18 protein-coding genes and 1 riboswitch are annotated in these 24810 nt (G+C 73.6%); of the genes, 16 read left to right on the top strand and 2 right to left on the bottom strand.

What is annotated here, in order from left to right; all coding sequences use genetic code 11:
• The first annotated feature begins 8 nt into the window (after positions 1 to 8).
• From ACH01S_RS27940 to ACH01S_RS27990, 11 genes are all read left to right on the top strand, one after another.
• Entirely contained in the window at positions 9 to 2399 is a 2391-nt protein-coding gene (locus tag ACH01S_RS27940; RefSeq protein WP_067897919.1) for a WD40 repeat domain-containing protein, read from the top strand.
• 10 nt (positions 2400 to 2409) lie between these two features.
• Positions 2410 to 4812, top strand: a complete 2403-nt coding sequence (locus ACH01S_RS27945) for a WD40 repeat domain-containing protein (RefSeq protein ID WP_148344408.1) — start codon at positions 2410 to 2412, stop codon at positions 4810 to 4812.
• Positions 4813 to 4852: 40 nt separating this feature from the next.
• Positions 4853 to 6451 carry an Hsp70 family protein gene (locus ACH01S_RS27950; protein WP_067897924.1) on the top strand — a complete coding sequence of 533 codons (1599 nt, stop codon included), beginning with the start codon at positions 4853 to 4855 and terminating at the stop codon, positions 6449 to 6451.
• An 8-nt stretch (positions 6452 to 6459) separates the two neighbouring features.
• Entirely contained in the window at positions 6460 to 6873 is a 414-nt protein-coding gene (locus ACH01S_RS27955) for a DUF1257 domain-containing protein (RefSeq protein WP_067897927.1), read from the top strand.
• A gap of 31 nt (positions 6874 to 6904) precedes the next feature.
• On the top strand, positions 6905 to 8305 hold the full coding sequence (locus ACH01S_RS27960) for a type I restriction-modification system subunit M (RefSeq protein WP_246236723.1): 1401 nt from the start codon (positions 6905 to 6907) through the stop codon (positions 8303 to 8305).
• Positions 8298 to 9338 carry a restriction endonuclease subunit S gene (locus ACH01S_RS45490; RefSeq protein WP_067897934.1) on the top strand — a complete coding sequence of 347 codons (1041 nt, stop codon included), beginning with the start codon at positions 8298 to 8300 and terminating at the stop codon, positions 9336 to 9338. The genes ACH01S_RS27960 and ACH01S_RS45490 overlap by 8 nt, the downstream gene beginning before the upstream one ends.
• Before the next feature lie 20 nt (positions 9339 to 9358).
• Complete coding sequence (locus ACH01S_RS27970) at positions 9359 to 10165, top strand: methyltransferase (protein WP_218010426.1); 807 nt, start codon at positions 9359 to 9361, stop codon at positions 10163 to 10165.
• A 363-nt stretch (positions 10166 to 10528) separates the two neighbouring features.
• A complete protein-coding gene (locus ACH01S_RS27975) occupies positions 10529 to 11050 on the top strand; it encodes an ATP-binding protein (protein ID WP_067897937.1) in 522 nt (173 codons plus the stop codon).
• Between the two features lie 474 nt (positions 11051 to 11524).
• Positions 11525 to 12511: a hypothetical protein gene (locus ACH01S_RS44620; RefSeq protein ID WP_169809367.1), complete on the top strand. Its 987-nt coding sequence runs from the start codon at positions 11525 to 11527 to the stop codon at positions 12509 to 12511.
• Between the two features lie 26 nt (positions 12512 to 12537).
• Entirely contained in the window at positions 12538 to 13299 is a 762-nt protein-coding gene (locus tag ACH01S_RS27985) for a class I SAM-dependent methyltransferase (protein ID WP_067897944.1), read from the top strand.
• A gap of 22 nt (positions 13300 to 13321) precedes the next feature.
• Entirely contained in the window at positions 13322 to 13936 is a 615-nt protein-coding gene (locus tag ACH01S_RS27990; RefSeq protein WP_067897947.1) for an SAM-dependent methyltransferase, read from the top strand.
• Here the strand turns inward: ACH01S_RS27990 and ACH01S_RS27995 are convergent.
• A complete protein-coding gene (locus tag ACH01S_RS27995) occupies positions 13933 to 14769 on the bottom strand; it encodes an exodeoxyribonuclease III (RefSeq protein ID WP_067897950.1) in 837 nt (278 codons plus the stop codon). The two genes, ACH01S_RS27990 and ACH01S_RS27995, sit on opposite strands and share 4 nt — an antisense overlap.
• 189 nt (positions 14770 to 14958) lie before the next feature.
• On the opposite strand from ACH01S_RS27995, the gene ACH01S_RS28000 reads away from it, so the two are divergent.
• The gene (locus ACH01S_RS28000; RefSeq protein WP_067897951.1) at positions 14959 to 16107 is read left to right on the top strand and encodes an FKBP-type peptidyl-prolyl cis-trans isomerase; all 1149 of its coding nucleotides are present in this window, start codon (positions 14959 to 14961) and stop codon (positions 16105 to 16107) included.
• A gap of 242 nt (positions 16108 to 16349) precedes the next feature.
• Complete coding sequence (locus tag ACH01S_RS28005) at positions 16350 to 18965, top strand: transglycosylase domain-containing protein (protein WP_067897954.1); 2616 nt, start codon at positions 16350 to 16352, stop codon at positions 18963 to 18965.
• A 22-nt stretch (positions 18966 to 18987) separates the two neighbouring features.
• On the opposite strand, the gene ACH01S_RS28010 is transcribed toward ACH01S_RS28005, so the two are convergent.
• A complete protein-coding gene (locus ACH01S_RS28010) occupies positions 18988 to 19368 on the bottom strand; it encodes a DUF8711 family protein (protein WP_148344407.1) in 381 nt (126 codons plus the stop codon).
• 70 nt (positions 19369 to 19438) lie between these two features.
• Positions 19439 to 19555: riboswitch (SAM riboswitch) on the top strand.
• A 79-nt stretch (positions 19556 to 19634) separates the two neighbouring features.
• Between ACH01S_RS28010 and ACH01S_RS28015 the strand changes: the two genes are divergently transcribed.
• The 3 genes from ACH01S_RS28015 to ACH01S_RS28025 all read left to right on the top strand — a co-directional run bounded on the left by ACH01S_RS28015 (position 19635) and on the right by ACH01S_RS28025 (position 24759).
• Positions 19635 to 20888 carry an aminotransferase class V-fold PLP-dependent enzyme gene (locus ACH01S_RS28015; RefSeq protein ID WP_246236719.1) on the top strand — a complete coding sequence of 418 codons (1254 nt, stop codon included), beginning with the start codon at positions 19635 to 19637 and terminating at the stop codon, positions 20886 to 20888.
• A gap of 101 nt (positions 20889 to 20989) precedes the next feature.
• Entirely contained in the window at positions 20990 to 24394 is a 3405-nt protein-coding gene (locus tag ACH01S_RS28020; RefSeq protein WP_067897960.1) for an SseB family protein, read from the top strand.
• Positions 24391 to 24759: a UCP033725 family protein gene (locus ACH01S_RS28025; protein WP_067898136.1), complete on the top strand. Its 369-nt coding sequence runs from the start codon at positions 24391 to 24393 to the stop codon at positions 24757 to 24759. The genes ACH01S_RS28020 and ACH01S_RS28025 overlap by 4 nt, the downstream gene beginning before the upstream one ends.
• Positions 24760 to 24810: the final 51 nt, after the last annotated feature.

Raw genomic sequence — 24810 nt, forward strand, 5'->3', positions numbered from 1 at the left:
GGACGACGATGGCGGAACGGCGGCGCGCGGAGCGGTGGACGGCCCGCTCCGCGAAGCGCGGGCCCCTCGGACGCTGGGCGGAGGGGCGGCTCTTCCGCGCGGCCGGCGACGGCGACGCGGCGGCCCGCGCCGGCGTCGTCGAGATCGCGCGGACGGCCGGCCACCGGCTGCGCGACCGGGCCGCCGCGACCGTCGCCGGATGGTGGGTCGAGACGCGCGACCCGTCCCTGCGCCGGGTCGTCGTGGAGACCGGCGCCGTCGCGGAGGGGCAGCCGGGGCGGCTGCTGACCCTCGCCCTGCACGACCGGCTGGACGAGTGGCTCATGTCCGAGGTCCGGTGGGCGTCCGCGCTGCTCACCGACACCGACGCCGGCGTCCGCGCGGCGGCGGCCGCCGCCTGCGAGAACGCGACCGGCCCCATGCTGCGCGCGCTGTGGAGCCTCTACACCGAGCCCGGGATGCCGCTGCGGGACGCCCTCCTGCGGAACGGGACGCCGCCGCCCGACTCGGCGCTGAACGTCCTCTGGAACGAGTGGCTGACCGTCCCCTCCCCCGGCGCCGGGGACGCGCTGCTGCGCTGGGGACGGCCCGCGACCGCCGGACGGTCGGTCCCGCGGACGGTCGTCGCGGTGGGGAACGACCGCGACGTCCTGCTGCGCGCCCCGAACCGCGCGGCGCTCCTGGACGAGATCGTCCGCGCCGACGACCACCCGCTCCACGACATCGCCGTGGCGAAGTTCCACGCGCTGCGCGACCGGGTCCTCACCGACCAGCTGTGCGAGCGGGCGCTGGCGGACCACGCGGCGGCCCGGTTCTGCGCCGCGCACCGGCTGGCCCCGTCCGACCCGGTGCGGCGCGCCCTGTTCTACCTGCTCACCGGGCAGCCCGAGCAGCTCCGCGCGCTGGACCCGGACGCGGGCCTGCTGTCCCTCGCGTACGCGGCCGCGCCCGCCGGGGACCGCGCCCGCGTCCGGGACGCGATGCTCACCGCGGGCGACCTCGACCTCGTCCGGGTGATCGTCGGCGACGACCGGCGGGCCCGCGTCACCGCGATGCCCGCCGCCGAGGCGCGCTACCTCGCCGAGCGGCTCGCCGAGCGGCGCGACTGGCCCGCGCTGTGGGCGCTCGTCCAGGACCTGCCGGTCACGGCGGCGATCGAGCTGGTCCGGCTGTTCGACGGGTGGCTGCCGCGCACCGACGAGGAGCGCCGCCTGTTCGGCCTGCTGCGCGCGGCCGACCCGGCGGAGGTGGCGACGGGCGCGGCCAGCCTCGGCGGGCTGCGGCGGACGGCCGTCCCGCAGGCGAGCCTGCTCTTCCACGGCCGGGTCAACGACGTGTCGTTCGCGCCGGACGGCCCGTTCCTCGCCGTCGCGGGCATGACCAAGGCGGCGGGCGTGTTCGACCTGCGCACCGCCGAGCTGGTCGCGCGGTACGACGCGTTCAACTCCTCGGTGGGGCGCGTCCTGCACCTCGGCGACGGCACGCTGATCGCCGGGGAGCAGCCGAACCACGGGCAGGCGGAGTGCCGCCTGCTGCGCTGCTCGCCCGGCCGCGTCCGGGAGCTGCACACCACGTCGGGGGCGGTCACGTCGCTGGCGCTGACCCGCCGCGACGGGAGCTTCGCGGCGGCGACCCGCACCGGGGACCTCCTGCTCGGCGCGCCCGGCGGCAAACCGCGGGTCCGGCCGCTGGCCCAGCTCGGGCTCGGCCGGCGGCAGTGGCCCCGGCTGATCACCGCCCACCGCGACTCCGGGCGGATCGCCCTGCTCGGACGGTCCGTGCACGTCCTCGACGCGGCGGCCGAAGGCGCCACGACCCTGTTCCCGGGGACGTCCCTGGTGCACGCCGAGTTCCTCGACGCCGAGACCATGGTCTGCGCGCGGCAGGACGGGACGATCACCCGCGCGCCCCTGGGGACGGCCCAGGACGCGGCGAACGTCCCGGCGGCGGGGACGCGGGTCCCCGGCTTCGCGGGCCTCGGCGTCCAGGACCGCACCGGCCGGGTGATCGTCGCCGACGGGGAAGGCGACCTGCACCTCCTGCGCGGCGCGGAGCTGGCCGCGGCCGGCGTCCTCGCCGCGCCCCGGCCCGGGAAGCCGACCAGCCTGACGCTGTCGCCGGACGGCGAGTTCCTCGCGCTCGGCCACCGCGACGGCCGCGTCGACCTGTACGACCTGCGCCTGCAGACGGTGCCCGAGCTGATCCGGCATCCGGTGGCCGACCTGGTGCCGCGCGACCTGGCGCTCGTCGACGCCTTCGCGGCCGAGCCCGGGGTCGACGGGGCGGCGCGGGCCGCGCTCGACCTCCTCCGGGCGTGCCTGGAACACCGGTTCCGGTTCGACGTCGAGCTGGGCGCCGCCGAGCGGCTGAAGGCCGGCGAACACGACATCAGCCTGTGAGGTGGGAGGCATGACGGACCAGGCACGGGCTGACCGGCGGGCGGAGCGCCGGGTGGGGCGCTGGGCGGCGGCGAGCGCCCGGCGCGGCCCGTGGGGCGCCCGCGCCGCGCGGCGGCTGCTCGCGGCTGCGGCGGCGCGGGACGCCCGCGCGCTGGCCGAGACAGCCCGCATCGCGCGGACGCCCGGCCACCGGCACCGCGAGCGGGCGAAGGAGACGATCGCGCTGTGCTGGGCGCGGACCCGCGACGCCGGGCTGCGCGCCGCCGTGCTGGAGACCGGCGCCGTCGCGGCGGAGGCGCCGTCCCGGTTGCAGACCCTCGCCCTGGTCGGCCGCCTCGGCGAATGGGCGCCGTCCGACGCCGAGTGGGCGCCCACCCTGCTCGCCGATCCGGACCCCAACGTGCGGCGGCACGCCGAGGACGCGTGCCGGGACGCCACCGGCCCGCACCTCGCCGCCCTGTGGGCCGCGTGCGGCGGTCCGGGCTCGCGGCTGCGCGGCGTCCTGCTCGCGAACGCCGCCCCGCCGCCCGGCCCGGCGCTCGACCTCCTGTGGGACGAATGGCTGACGTCCCCCGCCCACGACGTGTTCGACGCGCTGGTGCGCTGGCGCCGTCCGGCGGCCGACGAGCGGCTGGCGGCGACGAGCGTGATCGCGCTGGAGCCGGACGCGGACGTGCTGCTCCGGCCGCCCTGCCGGGCGGCGGTGCTCGACGCGCTGGAGCGGCGGGGGCATCCCGTCCGGGAGATCGCCGCCGCGCGGATCCGGGAGCTGGACGTCCGTCCGCTCGTCGAGGAGGTGTGCGAGCGGGCGCTCACCCGGCCGGAGCTGGCGGAGCTGTGCGTCGAGCACCGGCTCGCCCCCGCCGCCCCGGTGCGCCGCGCCCTGTTCTACCTGCTCACCGGCCAGCCTGAGCAGCACCGCGCGCTCGACCCCGACGGCGGGCTGCTGTCCCTCGCCTACACCTCCGCGTCCGACGACCAGCGCGCCCTAGCCCGGAAGGCCATGCTGACCGAGGGCGACCTCGACCTCGTCCGGGTCATCGTCGGCGAGGACCGCCGGGAGCGCATCCCGACGATGACGGCGGAGGAGATCCGCTACATCGCCGAGCAGCTCGCCGCGCGCCGCGCCTGGGACGACCTCTGGGCGCTCGTCCGGGACGTGCCGATCGCCACCGGGGCCGCCCTGTTCCGCCTGTTCGACGGCTGGACGCCGCGCGACGACGACGGCCGCCGCCTGTTCGAGATGTTCCGCGCCACCGACCTCGCCGCCGTCCGCGCCGGCCTCCACCCCGCCGACGACGGGACGTGGCGCGCGGTCCGGCGGGCGCGGCTGCGGTTCCGCCACCACGTCGACAGCGTGTCGTTCGCGCCGGACGGCCCGTTCCTCGCCATCGCCGGACGGCCCCGCGTCGCGGGCGTGTTCGACCTGCGCACCGCGCGGCTCACCGAACGCTACGACTGGTTCGACGCGCCGGTCGGGAGCGTCCTGCACGTCGGGAACGGCGCGGTGGTCGCCGGGGAGCGGTCGGCCGGGCAGGCGGCCGCGTGCCGGGTGCTGCGGTGCGCCGGCGGCGACGTCCGGCCGCTGCACGAGGGCGCCGCGTCGATCACGTCGCTGGCGCTGGTCGGCGCGGACGGCGGCTTCGCGGGCGGCACCCGCGACGGGGAGGTGCTGCTCGGCTCGCCCGACGGCCGCGTCCGGGTGCGGCACGTCTCCGAGTTCGGCCTCGGACGGCGGCAGTGGCCGCGGCAGGTCGTCGCGCACCGCGGCTCGGGGCGGCTCGCCCTGCTCGGCCGGTCGGTCCACCTGGTGCACCCGGGGGGCGAGTCCGCGGTCAGCGCCCATCCCGGGCGGGCCGTCAGGTTCGCCGAGTTCATCGACGCCTACACCGTCGTGTGCGCCGACCCGCACGGGTGGGCGACGCTGCTGCGGGTGGAGGACGGGCACCGCGTCCCGTCCCGGCAGGCGCGGATCCAGGGGTGCGCGGGCCTCGGCGTGCTGCCGCACCTCGGCGAGCCCGTCATCACCGACAGGTCCGGCGACCTGCACTTCCTCAGCGGCACGACGCTCGACCACCTCGACACCCAGCACGGCCCCGGCGGCGGGCGGCCCACCGGCCTGACCGTGTCGCCGAACGGGGAGTTCCTCGCCGCCGGGCACGGCGACGGCCACGTCGACCTGTACGATCTGCGCCTCCGCGAGGTGCCCCGGATCGCGCGGCGGCCGCTGGCGGAGCTGGTGCCGCGCCACCTCGGGCCGGTGGGCGCGGCGCTGTCGGCCCCGGCGGTCCGGGGACGGGACCGGGCCGTCCTCGAACTGCTCCAGGCGTGCCTGGAGCACCGCTTCCGGTTCGACGTGGAGCTGGGCGGCGCCGTCCAGCTCGCGGCGGGCGTCCACGACATCAGCCTGTGAAGTACCAGCCTGTCGAGCACGGGCGGAAGGAAGGAACGGCATGACGACCCGCATCGGGATCGACTTCGGCACGGCGAACACCGTCGTCGCCGGATGGGACCACACCCTGGACAGGGGCGAGCCGATCCCGCTGCCCGGGCTCGACCTGTCGCGGGAGGGGAGCCGGGGCGTCGACCAGCGGGTCGTGCCGTCCAGGATCGCCTTCTCCGCGACGGACGACCGGCGCTGGATCGGCGCGCAGGTGACCGACGAGGTCGCCGCGGGACCGGGCGCGGTCGTGTTCCAGTCGACGAAGAGCGCGGTGACCGGGCGGGCCGTCGACATCCCGCGGCGGCTCGGCGGCGACCGCACCGTGACGGCGCGGGAGGCGGCGACCCGGTTCCTGTCCGACGTGATGGCGAGCGCGATCCTCGCCGTCGACTCCGGCGACCTGGAGATCGTCGCGACCGCGCCGGTCGAGTCGTTCGACGCCTACCGCGACTGGCTCGTCCGGGAGGTCGGCGAGGACGCGGGCGGCGGCGCCCGGCTCCGCGTGGTGGACGAGGCGACCGCCGCCGCCGTCGGGTACAGCGCGCGGCTGAACCCGGGCGAGGTGTTCCTCGTGTTCGACTTCGGCGCCGGGACGCTCGACACGTCGGTGGTGAAGGTGCTCGACCCGTCCAACGCGACGGCGGGCGCCGCCGTCCGGACGATCTCCAAGGCGGGCCTCGACCTCGGCGGCGACCACATCGACGCCATGCTCGCCGAGCACGTCGCGGAGAAGGCGGGCGTCCCGTTCGGCGACACCGAGGAGTACAACCGGGTGTTCCGGGAGCTGCTGCGGTCGGCGGAGCGGGCCAAGGTGGCGCTGACGGCGGCGGACGCGGCGGTCGTCGAGTCCGGGCCGTACCGGGTGGAGGTCGGGCGCGCGGACTTCGAGGGGCTGCTCCGGCGGAAGGACGTCCTCGGCCGGGTCAGCCGGGCGCTTCGCAAGACGCTGGACGGCGCCGCCGCGAAGGGCTTCCCGGCCGACGAGATCGGCAAGGTGTTCCTCGTCGGCGGCACCAGCCTGATCCCGGCGGTGCGGGACGTCCTGGCGCTCCAGTTCCCGCCGGACGCCCTGCACCTGGACCGTCCGCTGGAGGCCGTCGCCGCCGGTGCGGCGGGGATCGCGGGCGGGTACGAGCTGAGCGACCACATCCAGCACGACTACGCGATCCGGCACGTCAACCGCGACACCGGCGCCTACGAGTTCGAGACGCTCGTCCGGGCGGGGACCGAGTACCCGACGCCGGAGCCGGTGAAGATGCTCACGATCAAGGCGATCCGGGACGGGCAGCGCAACCTCGGCATCGCCGTCTACGAGCTGGCCCACGCGAGCTACCGGGAGGCGAGCTCCGACCTGGAGATCATGTTCGACGCGAACGGCGGCGCGCGGACCGTCGCGGTCACCGCGCAGCGCATGCAGCAGCGGTCGCGGCTGTGGCTCAACGAGGACAGCCCGACGTTCCTGGAGGCCGACCCCCCGGCGAAGGCGGGCGTCGACCGGTTCCGGCTCGACTTCCGGGTGGACGCGCAGAAGCGCCTGACCGTCTCCGCCTACGACATCCAGCGCAACCTCCTCGTCCTCGACCAGCAGCCCGTCGTCCGGCTTTCCTGAGGAGTCCCATGTCGCATTTCACGAAGGTCCGTACCGCCATCACCGATCAGGACCGGCTCGTCGCCGTGTTGCGCGAGCTGGGCTTTCCCGAGGTCGAGTCGCACGCGCGGCCGACGCCGCTTTACGGGTATCGGGGCGATGTCCGTCCGGAGAAGGCGGAGGTCGCCATCCGGCGGCGGCACGTCGGCAGCGCGAGCAACGACATCGGGTTCCACCGGACCTCGGACGGCACGTTCGAGGCCATCATCAGCGAGTACGACCGCCGGAAGTACGACGCGGAATGGCTGCGGAAGGTGGCGCGGAGGTACGGGCGGCTGACCGCCCTCGCCTACGCCGAGGCCAACGGCTTCACCGTCGCCGCCGAGGAGACCGACAAGCGGACGGGCGAGGTCAGGCTGACACTGCGGCGCACGGTGTTCTGAGGTCCGGCCGCGTCCTGGGATGATCCTGTCCATGACGGCGGAACTCACGGAGGTGCTCTGGAAGGCCGCCGCGAAGCTGCGCGGATCGGTGGACGCGGCCCAGTACAAGGACTTCGTCCTCGGGCTGGTCTTCCTCAAGTACGTGTCCGACTCGGCGGGTCCCGGGGCCTTCCGGGTGCCGGACGGCGCGCGCTGGGCGGACGTCGCGGCCGGTGATCCGGACGCGGTCGGCGCGCGCGTCGACGCGGCCATGGACGCGGTGATGCGCGCCAATCCGTCGCTGGACGGCGTGCTGCCGCTCATCTTCCGGGACGTCGACCAGCGGCGGCTCGGCGACCTTGTCGCCCTGATCGGCACGGCCCGGTTCGGCGACGTCGGCGGGAGGACGGCGCGGGACGTCCTCGGCGAGGTCTACGAGTACTTCCTGGAGAAGTTCGCGCGGGCGGAGGGGAAACGCGGCGGCGAGTTCTACACCCCGCCGAGCGTCGTGAAACTGCTCGTCGAAATCCTCCGCCCCTTCAAAGGACGCGTCTACGACCCGTGCTGCGGGTCGGGCGGCATGTTCGTGCAGGCGGAGAAGTTCGTGCGGAGCCACCGGGGACGGCTGGACGGCATCGCCGTCCACGGGCAGGAGGCGAACGAGCGGACCTGGCGGCTGGCCAGGATGAACCTCGCCGTCCACGGGATCGCCGGTGACATCCGCCGGGCGGACGCCTTCCACGCCGACGCGCATCCCGGGCTCGGCGCCGATTTCGTCCTCGCCAATCCGCCGTTCAACATGTCGGACTGGTATCGCGACCCCGCCGACCCGCGCTGGCGCTTCGGCGTCCCCCCGGCCGGGAACGCCAATTTCGCGTGGATGCAGCACATCGTCGCGAAACTCGGCCCGGACGGCGCGGCCGGGGTGGTGATGGCGAACGGGTCGATGTCGTCCCGGCAGTCGGCGGAGCGCCGGATCCGGGCGGCGATGGTGGACGCCGACCTGGTGGCGTGCGTGGTCGCGCTGCCGGGTCAGCTTTTCCGCAGCACGCAGATCCCGGCGTGCCTGTGGTTCTTCGACAAGGGAAAGCGCGTGCGGAACGAAATCCTGTTCGTCGACGCCCGCGCCATGGGGACGATGGTCGACCGCACCGAACGCGTCCTCACCGGCGCCGACATCGGCCGGATCGCCGACGCCTACCATTCCTGGCGCGACCGCTCCCACGCGGACGTCCCGGGCTTCTGCCATTCCGCCCGGCTGGACGAGATCAGGGCGAACGACCACGTCCTCACGCCGGGCCGCTATGTCGGCGCCGCCGTCCCGCATTCCGCGGACGGCGAGCCCGTCGCCGACCGCATCGAGCGCCTCACCAAGGAACTCCTCGCGCAGTTGGACGAGTCGGAACGCCTCGACCAGGTCGTCCGAGACGAACTGCGACGCCTCAGTGAATAGCGGCACGCTGGGGGAACTCGTCGCCTTCTCCACCGGGAAGGCGCGGCCTTCCGAGAAGGGCTCCGGATACAGCGTCTACGGGGCGAACGGCGTCATCGGCACATCGGACCGGTTCAACGCCGGTCCCGATTCCACCATCGTCGGGCGCGTCGGGTCGTATTGCGGCGCCGTCCATTACAGCCGCGAGCCGTGCTGGGTCACCGACAACGCCCTCATCGCCACCGCGAAGGACGGCGTGCACCCCCGCTACGTCTATTACCTGCTCACCAGGCTCGGCCTGAACCGGTACCGGATCGGGTCGGGCCAGCCGCTCCTCACCCAGGGCATTCTGAAACGGCTCGGCGTCCCGCGCCTGACGCGCGCGGAGCAGGAGTCGGCGGTGTCCGTGCTCGGCGCGCTGGACGACAAGATCGCCGCGAACGAGCGGATCGCCGCCCTCGCCGACGGCCTGGTCCGCGCCCGCTTCGAGGAGGCGTCCGCCCTGGCCGGCGGCTCGGTCCGGATCGGCGAACTCGGCTCCCCGGTGCGGTCGGGCGTCCCCGCCGAGCGGATCGGCCACGACGAGAACTACATCGCGCTGGAGCACATGCCGAGGCGCCGCATGTGGCTTTCGGCCTGGGGCACGGCCGCCGGGGTCGCCAGCGGGAAACGGCGGTTCGCCGCCGGGGACGTGCTCTTCGGGAAACTGCGTCCCCATTTCCACAAGGTGGGCCTCGCGTTCGTGGACGGGGTCGCGTCCACCGACATTCTCGTCGTCCGGCCGGAGAGCGAGGAGCGGCGCGGCTGGCTGCTCGCCGCGCTGTCGAGCGACGAGGTCGTGGCGCACGCGTCGGCGGTCGGGGACGGCACCCGGATGCCGCGCGCGAAATGGTCCGACCTCGCCGGGTTCGAGGTCCCCTGGCCGGGCGACGACCGCGCGCGCGAGTTCGACGAATCCGTCCGGCCGCTCGCGCGGCGGGTCGAGGCCGCGACGTCCGAGAGCGCGACCCTCGCCGAACTCCGCGACACCCTCCTGCCCGCCCTGATCCCCTGAGCGCACGGCATCATCAGGGCGTGGACTATCTGCTGAGCAACCGCCAGATCGAGGCCGGGGAACGGTTCGAGGCCATCGCCGAACTGTTCGACGCGTGGACGTTCCGTCATTTCGACGGCATCGGCCTGACGACCGGCTGGCGGTGCTGGGAGGTCGGCGCGGGCGGGCCCACCGTCCCGGCCTGGCTGGCGCGGCGCGTCGGCCCGGAGGGGCGCGTGCTCGCCACCGACATCGACGTGAGCTGGCTGCCCGCCGACGCGCCGTTCGAGGTCGCGCGGCACGACATCGTCCGGGACGGCCCGCCCGCCGGTCCGGGTCATGGTGACGGCCTCTTCGACGTCGTCCACGCGCGCCTCGTCCTCGTCCACCTGGCCGACCGCGACCGCGCGCTGCGGACGATGGTCAACGGCCTGCGCCCCGGCGGCGTCCTGCTGGTCGAGGACGCCGACCCCGCGCTCCAGCCGCTCGCCTGCCCGGACGAGCACGGCCCCGACGAGCGGCTCGCCAACCACGTCCGGCGCGGCTTCCGCGCGCTGCTCGCCGAGCGCGGCGCGGACCTCTCCTACGGGCGCCGCCTCCCCCGGCTGCTGCGCGAGGCGGGCCTGACGGGCGTCCGCGCCGACGCGTTCTCCCCCATCGTGTCGCCTGCGTGCGGCATCCTGGAGGCGGCGACGATCCGGCAGGTCCGCGGCAAGCTCGTCGCGGGCGGCCACGCCACCGACGACGAGATCGACCGCCTCCTCGCCGCCATCGCCGCCGGGCGGCTCGACCTGACCCTCGCCCCGCTGATCTCCGCGTGGGGCGTGAAGCCGCCCGAGAAACCGTAATTCCTCTATTTTTTCGACGCTTGACGACGGATTCCAGCATTTCTGGCCGGGCGGCCGATGGAAATCGCCGACCGGTCCGCCGCGCGCACTTTTGACACGTTCCAGAACGGCCCCGCCGGGCCGAAATGATGGGATTCTCAGGTGACCTCGTAAACGGCCGATGACACACCGTGCTGGATCTTGGACGGACGGCGACAGTCCGCAGGATGCGGTAAGGCCCTTGCATGCGCGCAAGCGTCGGTGACTCCCCTGCGCGCCGTGCGTCAGAGTGTGTGTTGTTTTCCTTCCACGTCCGAATTCGACTTGGCCGAAGAGCACATGTTCGCTTACAGCCCGACACGGAGACGTGAAGCCGACGCCGCCATGAACGCATCTGACGCGTGGTCCGGAACACCCGTCCTGGTCCCGGCCCCCGCCCCCTCGCTGGAACTCGGGATCCCGTCGCCCTGGAACAACGGAAAGTCGTGCGGGCGGCTGATCGGCGAGATCGACCTCGCCGCGACGCCCGCCGCCGTCCGGCTCGCCCGCTCCTACGTCCGGGAGCTCGTCGGCCAGCACTTCGGGGCCGACCGGTCCGAGCTGGGCGACCTGGAACTGCTGACCAGTGAGTCGATGACCAACTCGGTGCTGCACGCGCGGCCGCGCCGGGACGGCACGATCACGCTGTCGGTCCTGCACATCGACCGGTACGTCCGCGTCGAGGTGACGGACGGCGGCGCCGCGCCCGGGCAGCCGCGCGGGGCGGAGGAGCCGCTGCCCGTGCACGGCCGCGGGCTCGTCCTGATGAAAGCGCTCGCCACCGACTTCGGCACCCATCGCGGCAGGAACGGGACGGCGACGTTCTGGTTCGGCGTGGGCGTCCGGGACGGCTGGCGGCTGCCGTGACGGCCCGACCGGCGCCGGGACCGCCCCGGGCGGACGCCCCCTGTCCAGGGGACGCGCGCCCGCGGACGGCATCGCGCGCCGGTCGCCGCCGGAGCGGAGGACACTCCCCGTCCGGCACGTCCTCGGAAACCTGGCGTCCGGGGACGGCCGGCGACGGCGAGTGTCCATGTGAGATGGCGCCCGACCGCGGGGCGGATCGTCCAGGCGAACAGGGGCTTCCTGGACCACGCCGCCGCACGCGACCCCGCCGGGCCGCCCTCTCGCCCCCTCGTCCGCCCGTCCGACTCCCCGGGTGACCCCCTCATGCTCACGCTGATCGATGACGGGACGGAAAGATCCGTCCGCCGCGTGCCCGTGGCGCCCGGCCCTTCGCTACGATCGAAGGGTCGACAACTGCCACATCTAGGGCGAGCGATGACCGCCGACGGCGAGCCGAAGTCTCTCTCCGAAATCACCAGGGACATGGGTCTCAACATGTCCGACGTGGCGGCCTTCTCCGGCCTGGACGAGAGCACCGTCTTCCGCTTGTGGGACAACGTCGAATGGTTGGACCGGGTCAGCGGACGATCACTGCAGAGCCTCATGTCGTCCATCCCGGGAATCGCCGAGTATTCGGTCTCGCACTCCATCCGGAAAAGGCGCGACGAACTCATCGGCGACCTGCGGCGGGAAGGGCTTTCGGTCGACCTGAACGCCCTGCAGAACTCGCCCGTTCCGCAGCAGCTCATGCTGAACGCGCTTGAGGCGGCGCTGCACATCGTCCGCGGGCAGGCGACGCAGAAGACGTCCTCCTTCATCGCCCGGTTCTGGGGCAGCGAGCAGGACCGCGCGCTGGAGACGCTCTACTCCGCCGAGCCCGGCCGCGGAATCCTGCGCGACCCGCAGGCCCTTCACGACTCGTCCATCGACCTGGCGCCGCGGCTCACCCGCAAGGCGTACTCGCTCCATTCCATCCTGGCGCTCAACGTCATCACGCACCAGGTCAGCAAGGTGACCGGCACGCTGGACGCCGACCTCGGCCTGGACGGCGCCGGGCGCGGCAACGCCTTCACCATGCGCGGCGTCGTGATGGGACAGCTGATCAGCTCGAACGACTTCGAGCTGGCCGAGAAGTACCGCCGGGAGCTGGACACGACGCCGCTGTACGCGGCCGTCGAGGAATGGGCCTTCCCGACCTACAGCAAAGACGGCCGCGTCAGCAGCGACTTCACACTCCCGAGCTCCCTGTCGCTGCGCAACACCGCCGTCGAGATACTGCGCGAGATCGTGGCCTACAACGACGCCTACCTCTACTACCTGGTGTCGACGTACATACCGCTCGCGATGAAACGCGACCCCGCCTTCGGCGGCAAGCTGGCCGAGCTGATCCAGGCACTGGAACTGCGCGGGGCCGATTGCAAGGACAAACGAACGAGACAGACGTGCAACACGCTGGTTCGGCGGCTCAAGGGCATCGCCTGAACCGGCGCGTGGGGAATGGGGAGCCGGTGGAGGACACGGCGCAGGCCATCGCGATTCAGACGCAGGAGAGATGGGAGGCCAACGCGGACTACTGGGTCAAGGTCATCAGGGAGCGCCGCGACCGGTACCGGACCGAGCTGACCGACGCCGCCGTGCTCGACGCCATCGGGCCGTGCGAGGGCCTGCGCGTCCTCGACGCGGGCTGCGGCGAGGGGTACCTCTCCCGGACGCTGACCGGGCTCGGCGCGGACGTCGACGGCGTCGACGCCTGCCAGAGCCTGATCGACGCGGCGTCCGCCCATCCCTCGCCGGAGGGCAAGGCGCGGTTCGCCCACGCCACCGTCGACGACCTGCCCTTCGCGGACGGGACGTTCGACCTGGTCGTCTGCAACCACCTGTTCAGCCACCTGCCGGACCCGACGGACGCGCTGCGCGAGATCGGCCGGGTCCTGAAGAGCGGCGGGCGGCTCGTCCTCTTGACCCTGCACCCGTGCTTCTACGTCGAGCACTCCGAGCGGGGGTCGGCGCAGAGCGTCCCCGCGGCGCAGTACTTCTCGTCGCGCGGGATCGACCAGCGGTTCCTGGTGGACGGCCTGGAGTCGCCGGCCGAGGTCACGTCGTGGCTCCGGCCGCTGGAGTTCTACGCTGGAACGCTCCGAGACACCGGATTCGTCATCGCCGACCTCCGCGAGCCGCACCCCTCCGAAGGGATGATGCGCGACGATCCGTGGTGGCGCAAGGGCTTCCCCACCGCGATGTTCATGCTGCTCATCGCGGAGCGCAGGTAGCCGCCCACGTAGAGTCGCCCCCATGGACGACCGACCCGACGACTTTTCGGAGAGCGACGGTTCCAGCGGCGGCCAGGCCGGGCACCCGGACAGGCTCCGCTGGAACGCCAAGTACGGTGACGCGCCCGCGATGTCGCCGCCGCATCCGCTGGCGGAGCGGGCGCTCGCCCTGGCGCTGCCGGACGGCGAGGTGCTCGACATCGCGTCCGGGCCGTCCGGCAGCGCCGTGTACGCCGCCGCGCGCGGGCGGCGCGTCACCGCCGTGGACATCTCCGAGGTCGCCCTGGAGCGGCTCCGGGCGGAGGCGCGGCGCCGCGGCCTCGATTCGCTGATCACGCTCGTCCAGGACGACCTGGGCGCCTGGCGGCCGCGTCCCGAGGGCTACGCGCTCGTCCTGTGCACCGGCTTCTGGGACCGCGCCGTCTTCGCCCGCGCGGCCGGGGCCGTCGCGCCCGGCGGCGCGCTCGCCTGGGAGGCGTTCACCGCGGCCGCCCGGCGCGCCCGCCCGTCCCTGCCCGCCGACTGGTGCCTGGCGCCGGGCGAGCCCGCGTCCCTGCTCCCGGACGGCTTCACCGTCCTCGACGAGGCCGACGACGACGCCACCGGCAAACGCCGCCTCCTCGCCCGCCGCGCCTAGCCCGGGTCGGTGTCCAGGTCGACGACGACCGGCGCGTGGTCGGACGGCCCCTTCCCCTTGCGGGCCTCCCGATCGACATAGGCGGACCGAACCCGCCGGACCACCGCGTCGTTCGCATAGAAGAGATCGATGCGCATCCCCATGTCCTTGTGGAACATTCCAGCGCGATAATCCCAATACGTATATGGGCGGGGGCCCTTCATTGGTGTGGGGATCACGTCGTGGAGGCCGAGGGCGCGAAGTTCGGCGAGTGCGCGGCGTTCGGCCGGTGTGACGTGGGTGGAGCCGGTGAATACGGCCGGATCCCATACGTCCTCGTCCGTGGGGGCCACGTTGTAATCGCCGCAGGCGACGAGCGGCGCCCCTTCGGAGAGTTCGGCGGCGAGCGCTTCGCGTAGCGCGGCGAACCATTCCAGCTTGTAAAGGTAATGCGCGGAGTCGGGGGTCCGGCCGTTCGGCGCGTAGAGCGACCAGACCCGCACGCCGCCGCAGGTCGCGCCGATCGCGCGGGCCTCCGGCCTGGTCAGGACGGGTTCGGTCAGCCTCGTCTGCGGATCGTCCTCGGCGGCGCCCTGGTACACCGGCTCACCGGGGAGGCCCCGCGTCACGTCCGCGACGCCGACCCTGGACAGGACGGCCACGCCGTTCCACCGGCCGTCGCCGTGCGCCGCCGTCTCGTACCCGAGTTCCCCCACCTCGGCGGCCGGGAACATGTCGGCCCGGCATTTGGTCTCCTGGAGGCAGACGACGTCCGGACGGGTCTCCTCCAGCCAGCCGAGCAGCCGCGGCAGCCTGGCTTTCACCGAATTGACGTTCCACGTCGCGAGGCGCATTATCCCAGCCTGCCACCCCGCGCGGGCGCGCGGGCGTGAGAGAGGGCGCCGACAGCGGTATCGTGTCGGCTCCGCGTGCCGGTAGATTGCGGGTCGGCCTCCTTTGCGCGGATTTCACGCTGGGCTTAGACCGGCCCTGGCAGGGTGGCACTTTCCTGATGTCGTCGAACCCGGAGCGAGTGAGGAACCATGTCCGAGGATGACAAGCCCGGGGGCAAGCCGGCGATCAAGGCGAAGTCGGCGATACCGAACGCCAAGAGCATCCGCAGCCCGCAGTTCACGCCGCACGGCATCAGCGCCGGGCGCGGCAGCGGGCTGAACCGTCCGTCGGGGCTCACCGCCAAGCAGGCCCGCAAGCGGCGGATCGCCGTGATCGCCGGGCTGGTCGCCGTCGCGGTGGCGATCGCCGGTGTGGTCGTGTGGTGGGTCAACCGCCCCGGCCCCAAGATCGAGGTGACCGGGAAGTTCGCGGCCGAGCCGAAGGTCAAGATCCCGACCGACCTGTCTCCCGAGGGCGGTCGCAAGGTCACCACGCCCATCGCGGGCGACGGCACCCCCATCGCGGACGGCGACACGCTCTACGTCAAGTACGTCTTCTACCAGTGGTCCAAGGACAAGGACGAGGACGACAGCTCCAAGAAGAGCAAGAGCAAGCAGCTCGGGTCGTCCTACAAGCAGGAGGCGCAGGGCGAGGGGACGCAGCCGCTCACCGTCGGCAAGAGCGGCATCAAGGGCTTCGACCAGGGGATGATCGGCCAGAAGTCCGGCAGCCGGGTGGTGCTGCAGATCCCGCCGTCGCAGGGCTTCGGCGAGCAGGGCGCGCAGCTCGGGCTGAGCAAGAGCGACTGGGTGGTGTTCGTGGTGGACGTCCAGGCGGTCGTCCACAAGAACCCCGGGCCGCAGGGGACGGCGAAGCCGCTCGACGACAAGAGCCTGCCGAAGGTCGAGGACAAGGGCGCGGGCAAGGCCCCGAAGGTGACGATCCCCGACAAGAAGGCCCCGGACAAGCTCCAGATCAAGACCCTCGTCGAGGGGACGGGCCCCGCGCTCGCCAAGGGCGACGAGGCGATCGTCAACTACCAGGGCACCATCTGGAACACCGGCAAGGAGTTCGACTCCAGCTTCAAGGCCAACGGCTCCCCCGCCAAGTTCCCGATCGGCACCGGGGGCACCATCCCCGGCTTCGACAAGGGGCTGACCGGCGCGAAGATCGGCAGCCGGGTGCTGCTCGTCGTCCCGCCCGCGGACGGCTACGGCAAGAAGGGCAGCCCGCCCGCGATCAAGGGCACGGACACCCTCGTCTTCGTGGTGGACATTCTCGCCAAGCTCAAGAAGTGAGCCGTCCGGCCGGGCGGTGACGGAAGGCCGCCGCACGGCGGCACGGCGACGCGAACGGCGGGGACCCGGCGGGTCCCCGCCGTTCGGCGTTCCCGGGGGATCCGGCGGTGCGACGTCCGTCACGACAACCGGGACGGCGCATGGCCCGTCCTCCTAATGGGAGGCCATGGGAGTGTTCATGGGCGGCTCATCCCACTGATCCCCTCAGGTATCGTCGGTCACGCATTAATCACGGGGGGCTTGTGAGCAACGGAGAAAAGGGTGCGGAGGGCACGGAGCACACCGCTCCCGGCGAAACCGGCCGGCCGGGCGCCGGGGCCGCGCCGCAGGTCGGACGGGACGGCGGCGCGGCGGCCACGCTGACCGCCGGCACCGAAGAAACCGCCACAGACCCGGAATTCCCGGACCGGTCCGACATATCTCAGAACGGCGACAAGAGCCCCGCGGAGGACGCGTCCGGTCCGGACGGCGGCGATTCCGCCCGCACCGATGCGGACGCCGACGCGGACCCCGACGCGACCCCAGATGCGGACGCCGGTGCGGACGCCGATATCGCCGTCCAGGACGGCCCGCAGGTGGGCGCGGCGTCCGGCGGCGGCGCCCCCGGGAGTGTCGAGACGTCCCCGAACGGAGATACCAGAGCCATGTCTTCCGCCGCGTCCAGCCGAGGAGAGCCGCCCGGGCACGGCCCGGGCGGCGGACGAGGCGGCCCCGGCGGCCCCGCCGGGAAGGGGCCGCGCGGGCCCCGCAAGCCGCGCAGCCGCAAGGCCCGCTTCCTGCGCCGGACGCTGTTCACCCTGCTCGGCCTCATCGCCTTCGTCGTCGGCGCGTTCGCGATCGCGTACCTGCTCACGCCCGTCCCGTCGCCGCAGGAGCAGGCGGTCGCGCAGGGCCCGACGTTCTACTACTCCGACGGCAAGACGCAGATCGCGAAGACCGGCGTCAACCGCGAGTCGGTCAAGCTCGACCAGATCCCGAAGAGCACCCGCGACGCGGTGATCGCGGCGGAGAACCGCAGCTTCTACGACGACCCGGGCGTGTCGGTCTCCGGCACCTCGCGGGCGCTCTGGTCGACCGTGACGGGCTCGCAGCTCCAGGGCGGGTCGACGATCACGCAGCAGATGGTCCGCAACTACTACGGCGGCATCGGCAAGGAGCGGTCGGTCACCCGCAAGCTCAAGGAGATCATGGTCTCCCTGAAGGTCGGCCGCGAGAAGTCCAAGGACTGGATCCTCGAGCAGTACCTGAACACCATCTACTTCGGCCGCGACGCCTACGGGGTGCAGGCCGCGGCCAAGGCGTACTACGGCAAGGACGTCTCCGAGCTGACCCCGGCCGAGGGCGCCTACCTCGCCGCCGCGATCCAGCAGCCGAGCAACTTCGCCGACCCGACCGGAGCGCGGCGCGGGTACGCCGAGCAGCGCTGGCACTCCGTCCTCGGCAACATGGTCAGGGACGGCGCGCTGAGCTCCGCCCAGTCCGCCACGCTGGCGTTCCCCACGCCGCGCAAGGAGCGGCTGACCGACGTCCTCAAGGGCCAGAAGGGCTACATGGTCAACGTGGCCAAGAAGGAGCTGGTCGAGCGGCGCGGCTACAGCGAGGACGAGATCAACCGCAGCGGCCTGAAGATCACCACGACGTTCGACCGGCGGCTGATGGACGCGCTGAAACAGGCCGTGACGCAGAACGCGCCGAGCGGGATGAGCCAGAAGATCCGGACGGGCGCGGTGTCGGTCGACCCGGCCACCGGGCAGGTCCTCGCGTTCTACGGCGGCCGCGGCTACCTGGACGAGGCGCTCAGCAGCGCCTTCGGCGACTGGGCGCAGGCCGGGTCGGGGTTCAAGCCGATCGCGCTGGCCGCCGCCCTGGAAGACGGCAAGTCCCTCAGCACGTCCTACGACGGCAGTTCGCCGCAGTACTTCAACGGCACGCGCATCGAGAACGACAGCGGCGAGAACTTCGGGACGATCAACCTCGTCACCGCGACCCAGCACTCCGTCAACACCGCCTACGTGAACCTCGGCCGCGACATCGGCAACGACAAGATCGCCGAGATGGCGGAGAAGATGGGCATCCCGGCGGCGCAGATGAACGCGGCGCAGCGGTCCGCCGCGACGTTCCCGCTGGGCGTCGTGTCGCTGCACCCCGTCCAGCAGGCGGGGGTCTACGCGACGTTCGCCGCCGAGGGCGTGCACCGGACGCCGTTCGTGGTGAAGTCCGTCACCGACGACGACGGCCACAAGCGCACGTTCAGCGAGAAGGGCAAGCGGGCCCTCAGCGAGCAGAACGCGCGGGACGCGACGTACGCGATGCAGCAGGTCGTCCGGGGCGGCACCGGGACGGGCGCGCAGCTCCCCGACGGCCGCGACGTCGCGGGCAAGACCGGCACGACCGACCAGGGCCGCGCGATCTGGTTCAACGGCTTCATCCCGCAGATGGCGACGTCGGTGGCGATGTTCCGCAGCGACGGCAAGCCGCTCCAGATCCCCGGCTTCGGCGCGTACGGCGGGCAGCTCCCCGCGCAGATCTGGCGGTCGTACATGAGCGAGGCGGTCAACATCAAGGGCTACGACCCCGAGTCGTTCGGGTCGCCGTCGATGCGGCCCGGCGGCGGGTGGAGCACCCCGCCCGACTCGACCGGCCCCGGCGGGACGGACACGCCGCCCTCGACCGGACCGGAGGAGCCGCCGCCCTCCACCGGGACGGAGGGCCCCGACCTCCCGACCCCGCCGACCGACCTGCCGACGCTGCTGCCCACCCCGCCCGGCGGGGGCGGCGGTGACGACGGCGGAGGCGGCGGGCCCACCGACGGACCCGGCGACGGCGGGGGCGGCGGCCGTCCCGCCCAGCACGACTAGCGCGCCCCGGCCCCGGCCGGGGTCAGTCGCAGGCTTCGCCGATCTTGGCCGGGGTCTCCTTCAGCACGGTGTCGAGCTGCGCGACGTCGCCGCCGCCGACGGCCGGGGCGGCGGCGCGGAGCCGGTCCGCCTCGGCCTTCAGGGCCTTGCGCAGGTCGCTGTCGCCGGTGTCCTTCGCGAGGGCGTCCAGGCGTCCGGCGAGCTTCTCCGTCGCCTGCCGCCACTGCCCGGGCTCCGCCGCCGGGACGCTCCGCACCTGCGTGATGTACTGCTGGAACGCCTGCCTGGTGTCGTCGCACACCTTGCCGGAGTCGCCGCCCAGCGCGCCGCACCCGCCCAGCAGGCCGGACGCGCCGAGCGCGGCGACGCCCGCCGCCAGCGCCCGCACAACCCCGTACCGCATCGCACCCTCCAGCTCGGTCCCCGTCCGGCCGCCTTGATCCCCGACCAGACCCGCATATAATTCCGCATCAGGTCATGAGTGCCAGCGCCAAGCCCCGGCTAGCTGGCCGGCAACCCTTCGTCCGCGATGGGGTGCCCCGGGTGAGGACCAGGCCGGCCGCGGCTCCGCGGCCCGGCAAGCGCGGACCCTGGCCACTCCCCGGGGTCCCTGACCCGGAAGGTTCCGGTGTGTCCACGCTGCTCGCCCCCTCCCCCCTCACTCCTGCTGTGACGCGCGCCGAAGGGGTCCGGGTTCGCCCGGTTCCCCGGATCATCGGCGCGGACGTCCCCGTCCCCGTGAAGGGCGGCGGGCACGTCCCCTACGCCAACCTCGACTACGCGGCGAGCGCGCCGTGCCTGGAGGCGGCGCACGAGGCCGTCACCCGCGCGCTGCCCTACTACAGCAGCGTCCACCGCGGCGCGGGGTACGCGTCGCGGGTGACGACGCGGGCCTACGAGGAGGCCCGGGACGCCGTCCGGTCGTTCCTCGGCGCGTGGCGGCGCTCGGCGGTCGTGTTCACGCGCAACACCACGGACGCGATGAACCTGCTCGCGCACGCCGTCCCGCGCGGGACGAGCGTCGTCGTCTTCGAGACCGAGCACCACGCCGCCCTGCTGCCGTGGCGGCGGGCCGTGCGGCTGCCCGCGCCCGCGACCCCGGCCGAGGCGATCTCCGCCGCCGACCGGGCGCTGCGCGAGTCCCCGATCGGGTCGCGGCTGCTCGTCGTCACCGCCGCGTCCAACGTCACCGGCGAGCTGTGGCCGGTCGAGGAGCTGGCGAAGGTCGCGCACCGCAACGGCGCGCGGATCGCGGTGGACGCGGCGCAGCTCGTCCCGCACCGGCCGCTGGACATGACGGCGCTCGGCCTCGACTACGTCGCGTTCTCCGGGCACAAGCTGTACGCGCCGTTCGGGACGGGCGTGCTCGCCGGGCGCGCCGACTGGCTGCGCGCGGCCGAGCCGTACCTGAAGGGCGGCGGGGCCAGCGCGTCCGTCGGCCGGACGACCCGGTGGGCCGCGTCCGCCGAGCAGCGGCACGAGGCGGGCTCCCCGAACGTGCTGGGCGCGATCGCGCTCGCCGCCGCGTGCGAGACGCTGCGCGGGTCGTGGGACGCGGTCCGCGCCCGCGAGGAGGCGCTGCTCGGACGGCTCCGGTCGGGGCTCGCCGCGCTGCCGTCGGTCCGGGAGCTGAGCCTGTGGGGCGACCGCGCGCCACGCGTCGGGATCGTGTCGTTCACCGTGGACGGCTGGAACGCGTCGGACGTGGCGCTTACGCTGTCCGAGGAGTACGGCGTCGGCGTCCGGGACGGGAGGTTCTGCGCCCACCCCCTCGTCCGGCACCTGCTGGACGGGGACGGGGACGGGGCGGGGTTCTCGGCAGGGGGCCGGGACACCGCCGTCCGCGCCAGCCTCGGCATCGGCACGAGCGAGGAGCACGTCGATCGGCTCCTCGCCGCCCTCGCCGGGCTGACGGGACGCTGACCAGCGCGCTCACCCGCACTGTCAGGTGATGGTGCGCTTTGGTGCTGTTCGCCCATGTAGCGTAGGCAGACGCGCGGGGACGAGCACGGAGGAAACAGGGGGTGGCGACCGTGGCCGACGCGTGGCGTCCCACGTCGGAACTGGAGCGCCGACTCCAGGAGACAGTCCGGGCCGGGGACCAGGAGAGCTATTTCCGCCTCCTCGCGGACAGCGAGCTCGTCGTCCCCGTGCCTCCCGACCTCGTGGACGGGATGCTCGCGGGCGAGGCGCAGCCGTCCTGGCCGACCCAGGAGGAGGACGGCCGCGTCCACGTGCTCGCCTACACGTCGGCGGCGGCGATGCGCGCCTGCCTCGGGCCGTCCTACCAGCACTTCGTGACGGTCCGGTTCGGCGACATCGCGGAGACGTGGCCGGACGAGCGCTGGTGGCTCGCCGTCGACGCGCCCGCCCGCGGCGCGACGGCCGCGCTGCCGATCGAGTCGCGGCTGCCCGCCTGGTTCGTCCGGCAGGTCGCGGCCGGGGACGGCCGCCCGCCGCAGGTCGGCCGCGCGTCCCCGCCCTGGGAGGAACTGCGCGGGCAGCACCGCGAACTCCCCCGCGAACCGGCCACCGGACCGTCCCCCGAGACGGCGCCCGAACCGATCGGCGAAGCGACCCCCGAACCGGGCCGCGCGCCGGAGCCGGGTCGCACGCCCGAGCCGGGCCGCGTTCCCGAGCGGGCAGCCGAACAGGCGCCCGAGCGGGTGGCCGAACGGGCGGCCGAGGCGGTGCCCGAGCCGGTCGCCGAGCGGGCGGGCGAGGCGCAGGGCGGCGCGGCGCGGGCGGAGTTCCAGCCCGCCAACGACGTGGAGCGCGAGCTGCTCCGGGCCGCCGCCAACAACGACCACGACCTCTTCCTGCAGACGCTCGCCGCGACGGATGTCCTGCTGCCCATCCCGGACGACACCGACTACGCGCTGCGTCCGGGCCGTCCCGGGTTCCCCTGGCAGACGCGGGAGGTGGACGGGGCGACGGTCGTCCCCGTCTTCACCTCGCCCGAGCGCCTCATCGAGGCCGCCCACGCCGCCGGGACCGGCACGGAGTACATCAGGCTGCCGTTCACCGTCGTCCTGCGCTACTGGCCCGACCACGGCTGGCTGCTCGCCATCAACTCCGGGTCGCCCGCGGGCGGCACCGTCCTCGCGCAGCAGTTGCCGGGCCTCGCCGCCTGGGCCGACCAGCGCGCCGCGCAGCGCATGACCGCGGGCTTCGAGCCGCAGAACGACATCGAGCAGCGCCTGTTCGACGCGGCGCGCCGCCGCGACACCGACGCGTTCTACTCGATCTTGCTCGGCGCGCAGGTGCTCGTCCCCGCCGACCCGGACACGCCGTGGGGCATCGACCCGGCCGATCCCGGCTTCCCGTGGCGGCCGGTGTCCGTGCACGGGCGGACGTCCATCCAGATCTTCACCTCGCTGAAGTGGATGAACGAGGCGATCGGCTCGTCCCGGTTCGTGATGCCGACGCTGGTCGACGTCGTCGCGGCGTGGCCGGAGGCGGGGTGGAGCCTCGTCCTCAACCCGGGGACGCCGATCGACGCGAGCCTGCCGGGCGACCAGGTCCGCGCGCTGCGCGGCCCGGACACCCCGGCCGCGTCGCCCGCCGCCGCTCCGGCCGCCGCTCCGGCCGCCGCGACGCCGCCGCCCCCGGAGGCGCCCGCGGTCCCGGTGGCGCCCGCCGTTCCCGCGTCCCCCGCTCCGGCATCCGCCGCTCCGGCCGAGCCGGAGGCGGCCGTGCCGAGCGCGCCCGCCGAGGAGCCCGCGCGGGACGCACCCGAGCCCGCCGCGCCGCGAAGGCCGGGACGGCACGCCGCCGCCGTCCCCGCCGACCCGAACGAGACGGTGGAGGACGTCCCCGAGCCGTCCGCCCTGCCGAACGCACCCGAACCGCACGACGAGCGCATCGCGCCCCGGGACACGGAGGGACCGGCGCCCGACGCCGAGGAGGCCGCCGCCGCGCCGGACGACGCCCGGCCGCCCCGCCCCGCCGCCGAGCCCGAGCCCGCGTTCGAGCCCGGGAACCGGATCGACCAGGAGCTGTACGAGGCGGCGTCCGGCGGCGACTCCGACGGGTTCCTGCGGGTGCTGCTCAACGCCAACGTGCTGGTGCCGATCCCGGACGACGCCCCCCTCGAAGTCACCCCGATCCAGCGCGACTTCCGCTGGGACGCGGCGCTGCGCACCGAGTCGGCGGTCCAGGTCTTCACCTCGCTGGTGCGGCTGCGCGAGGTCCTGCCGCAGTCGCGGTTCGTGTACGCCGACTTCCGCGAGCTGATCAGCGGCTGGCCCCGCGACGAATGGACGATGCTCCTCAACCCGGGCACGCACATCGGCGCGTCCCTGCGCGGCGACCAGGTACGCGAACTCAGCGAGTGGGCGGCCCGCGTGGGCCTCGCCAACCCCCACCCAGAAGTCCCGTCCCGCCCCGAGCCCCCGGCCCCGCCCGAGCCCCAACCGGAGCCACAGCCCCAGCCGATGGCCCCCGGCCACTCCGACCTCCCGGCGCAGCCGGACGTCCCGGCTCACCCCGCGGACCCGAGCCGTTTCGAGGACCCGAGTCAACAGGAAGTCTCAGCCTGGGCCGAAACACCGGCGCAGCCAGACGTCTCGGCTCAACCCCAAGACCCAAGTCGCCCCGAAGTCCCGAGCCAGCAGGAACTCTCAGCCTGGGCCGAAACATCAGCCCAGCCGGACGTTTCGACTCGGCCCGGAGTGTCGAGCGTTCCCGAGGTTCCAGCGCAGCCGGAAGTTGCGGCCCTGTCCGAGGTTCCAAGTGGACCGGAGGTCGCTGACCGGGCCGACGCCTTGGTGCGTCCTGAGGTGCCCGCTCCGACGCGGCCCGAGCCCGAGCCCGAGTTCGTCCCCGAGCCGGGTTTCGCGGCCGGGCGTCAGCCCGTACACCAGCCGGAGCCGCAGCAGCCGACCGACCTCGACGACCGGGTCGCGTCCCCGACGGTCATGCAGAAGGTCGTGCCGCACGGGCACGTCGCCTGGTACCTGGAACAGGGCTACGACAGGGTGGGCGGGTTCGTCCACTCGACGAACGACGTCGGCGAGTTGCAGACGCCCGTCCAGCTGTACGAGGCGCTCGGGCTGCTCTACGAGGGGACGCCGTTCTCGCCCGGCGACGAGGGCGTGTACGTGATCCGCTGGCCCGCGTACTGCCCCGACCTTTACCGGATCCCCTTCGGCGGACGGAACGAGGACGAGTTGGCGTCCTGGGGCGAGGCGGGCTGGGTCATCGAACGGCCGCCGTTCCTCGGCACGGGTTTCGCGCCGGGCAGCGCCGGGTCCATCCGCGAGTACAAGGTGGACAGCGTCCGGCTCCCCTACGGAGCGGAGATGTACTACCTCTCGGGCGACCGGACCGAGCGGTTCGTGGCCATGTACGACCCGGACCGGCTCGCCTGGCTGCGCCCGGACGCGAACGCCCAGTCGTGGAACGGACGGACGGAGGCCGCGGAGTGATCCGGGACGGTTACGTCGCGCGCTGGCTCGGCCGCGACTTCGAGGCGGCGCCCGGCGCGGACGGCGAGGTCAGGCTGTACGCGCCCGCCCCGACCGACGGGTTCGAGGAGATCCGCGCCGGACGGTTCCGGCGGATCGTCCCCGCGTCCGAGGTGGAGGAACTGCGGTACGTCCGCACCACGTGCCGCTGGCGCGGTGAGCGGTTCGTCATCGTCGGTGAGCACGAGACCTGGCTGCGCGTCGAATTCGCGGGCGGACGCGCGACGGTCGCCGAGGGCCTCGGGCTCGACCGGGTCGACCTGGGAGTCTGGCAATCCTGGGCACCGAGGTCAGAAGTCGAAGACGTCCGGGAAGAGATGATCTAATCCTGAACGGGGTTGATTTGGTCCATTGATCCGTGTTCGCATGGCTCCCGA

This window comes from Actinomadura chibensis NBRC 106107 (assembly GCF_001552135.1).
Taxonomy (GTDB): Bacteria; Actinomycetota; Actinomycetes; order Streptosporangiales; family Streptosporangiaceae; genus Spirillospora; species Spirillospora chibensis.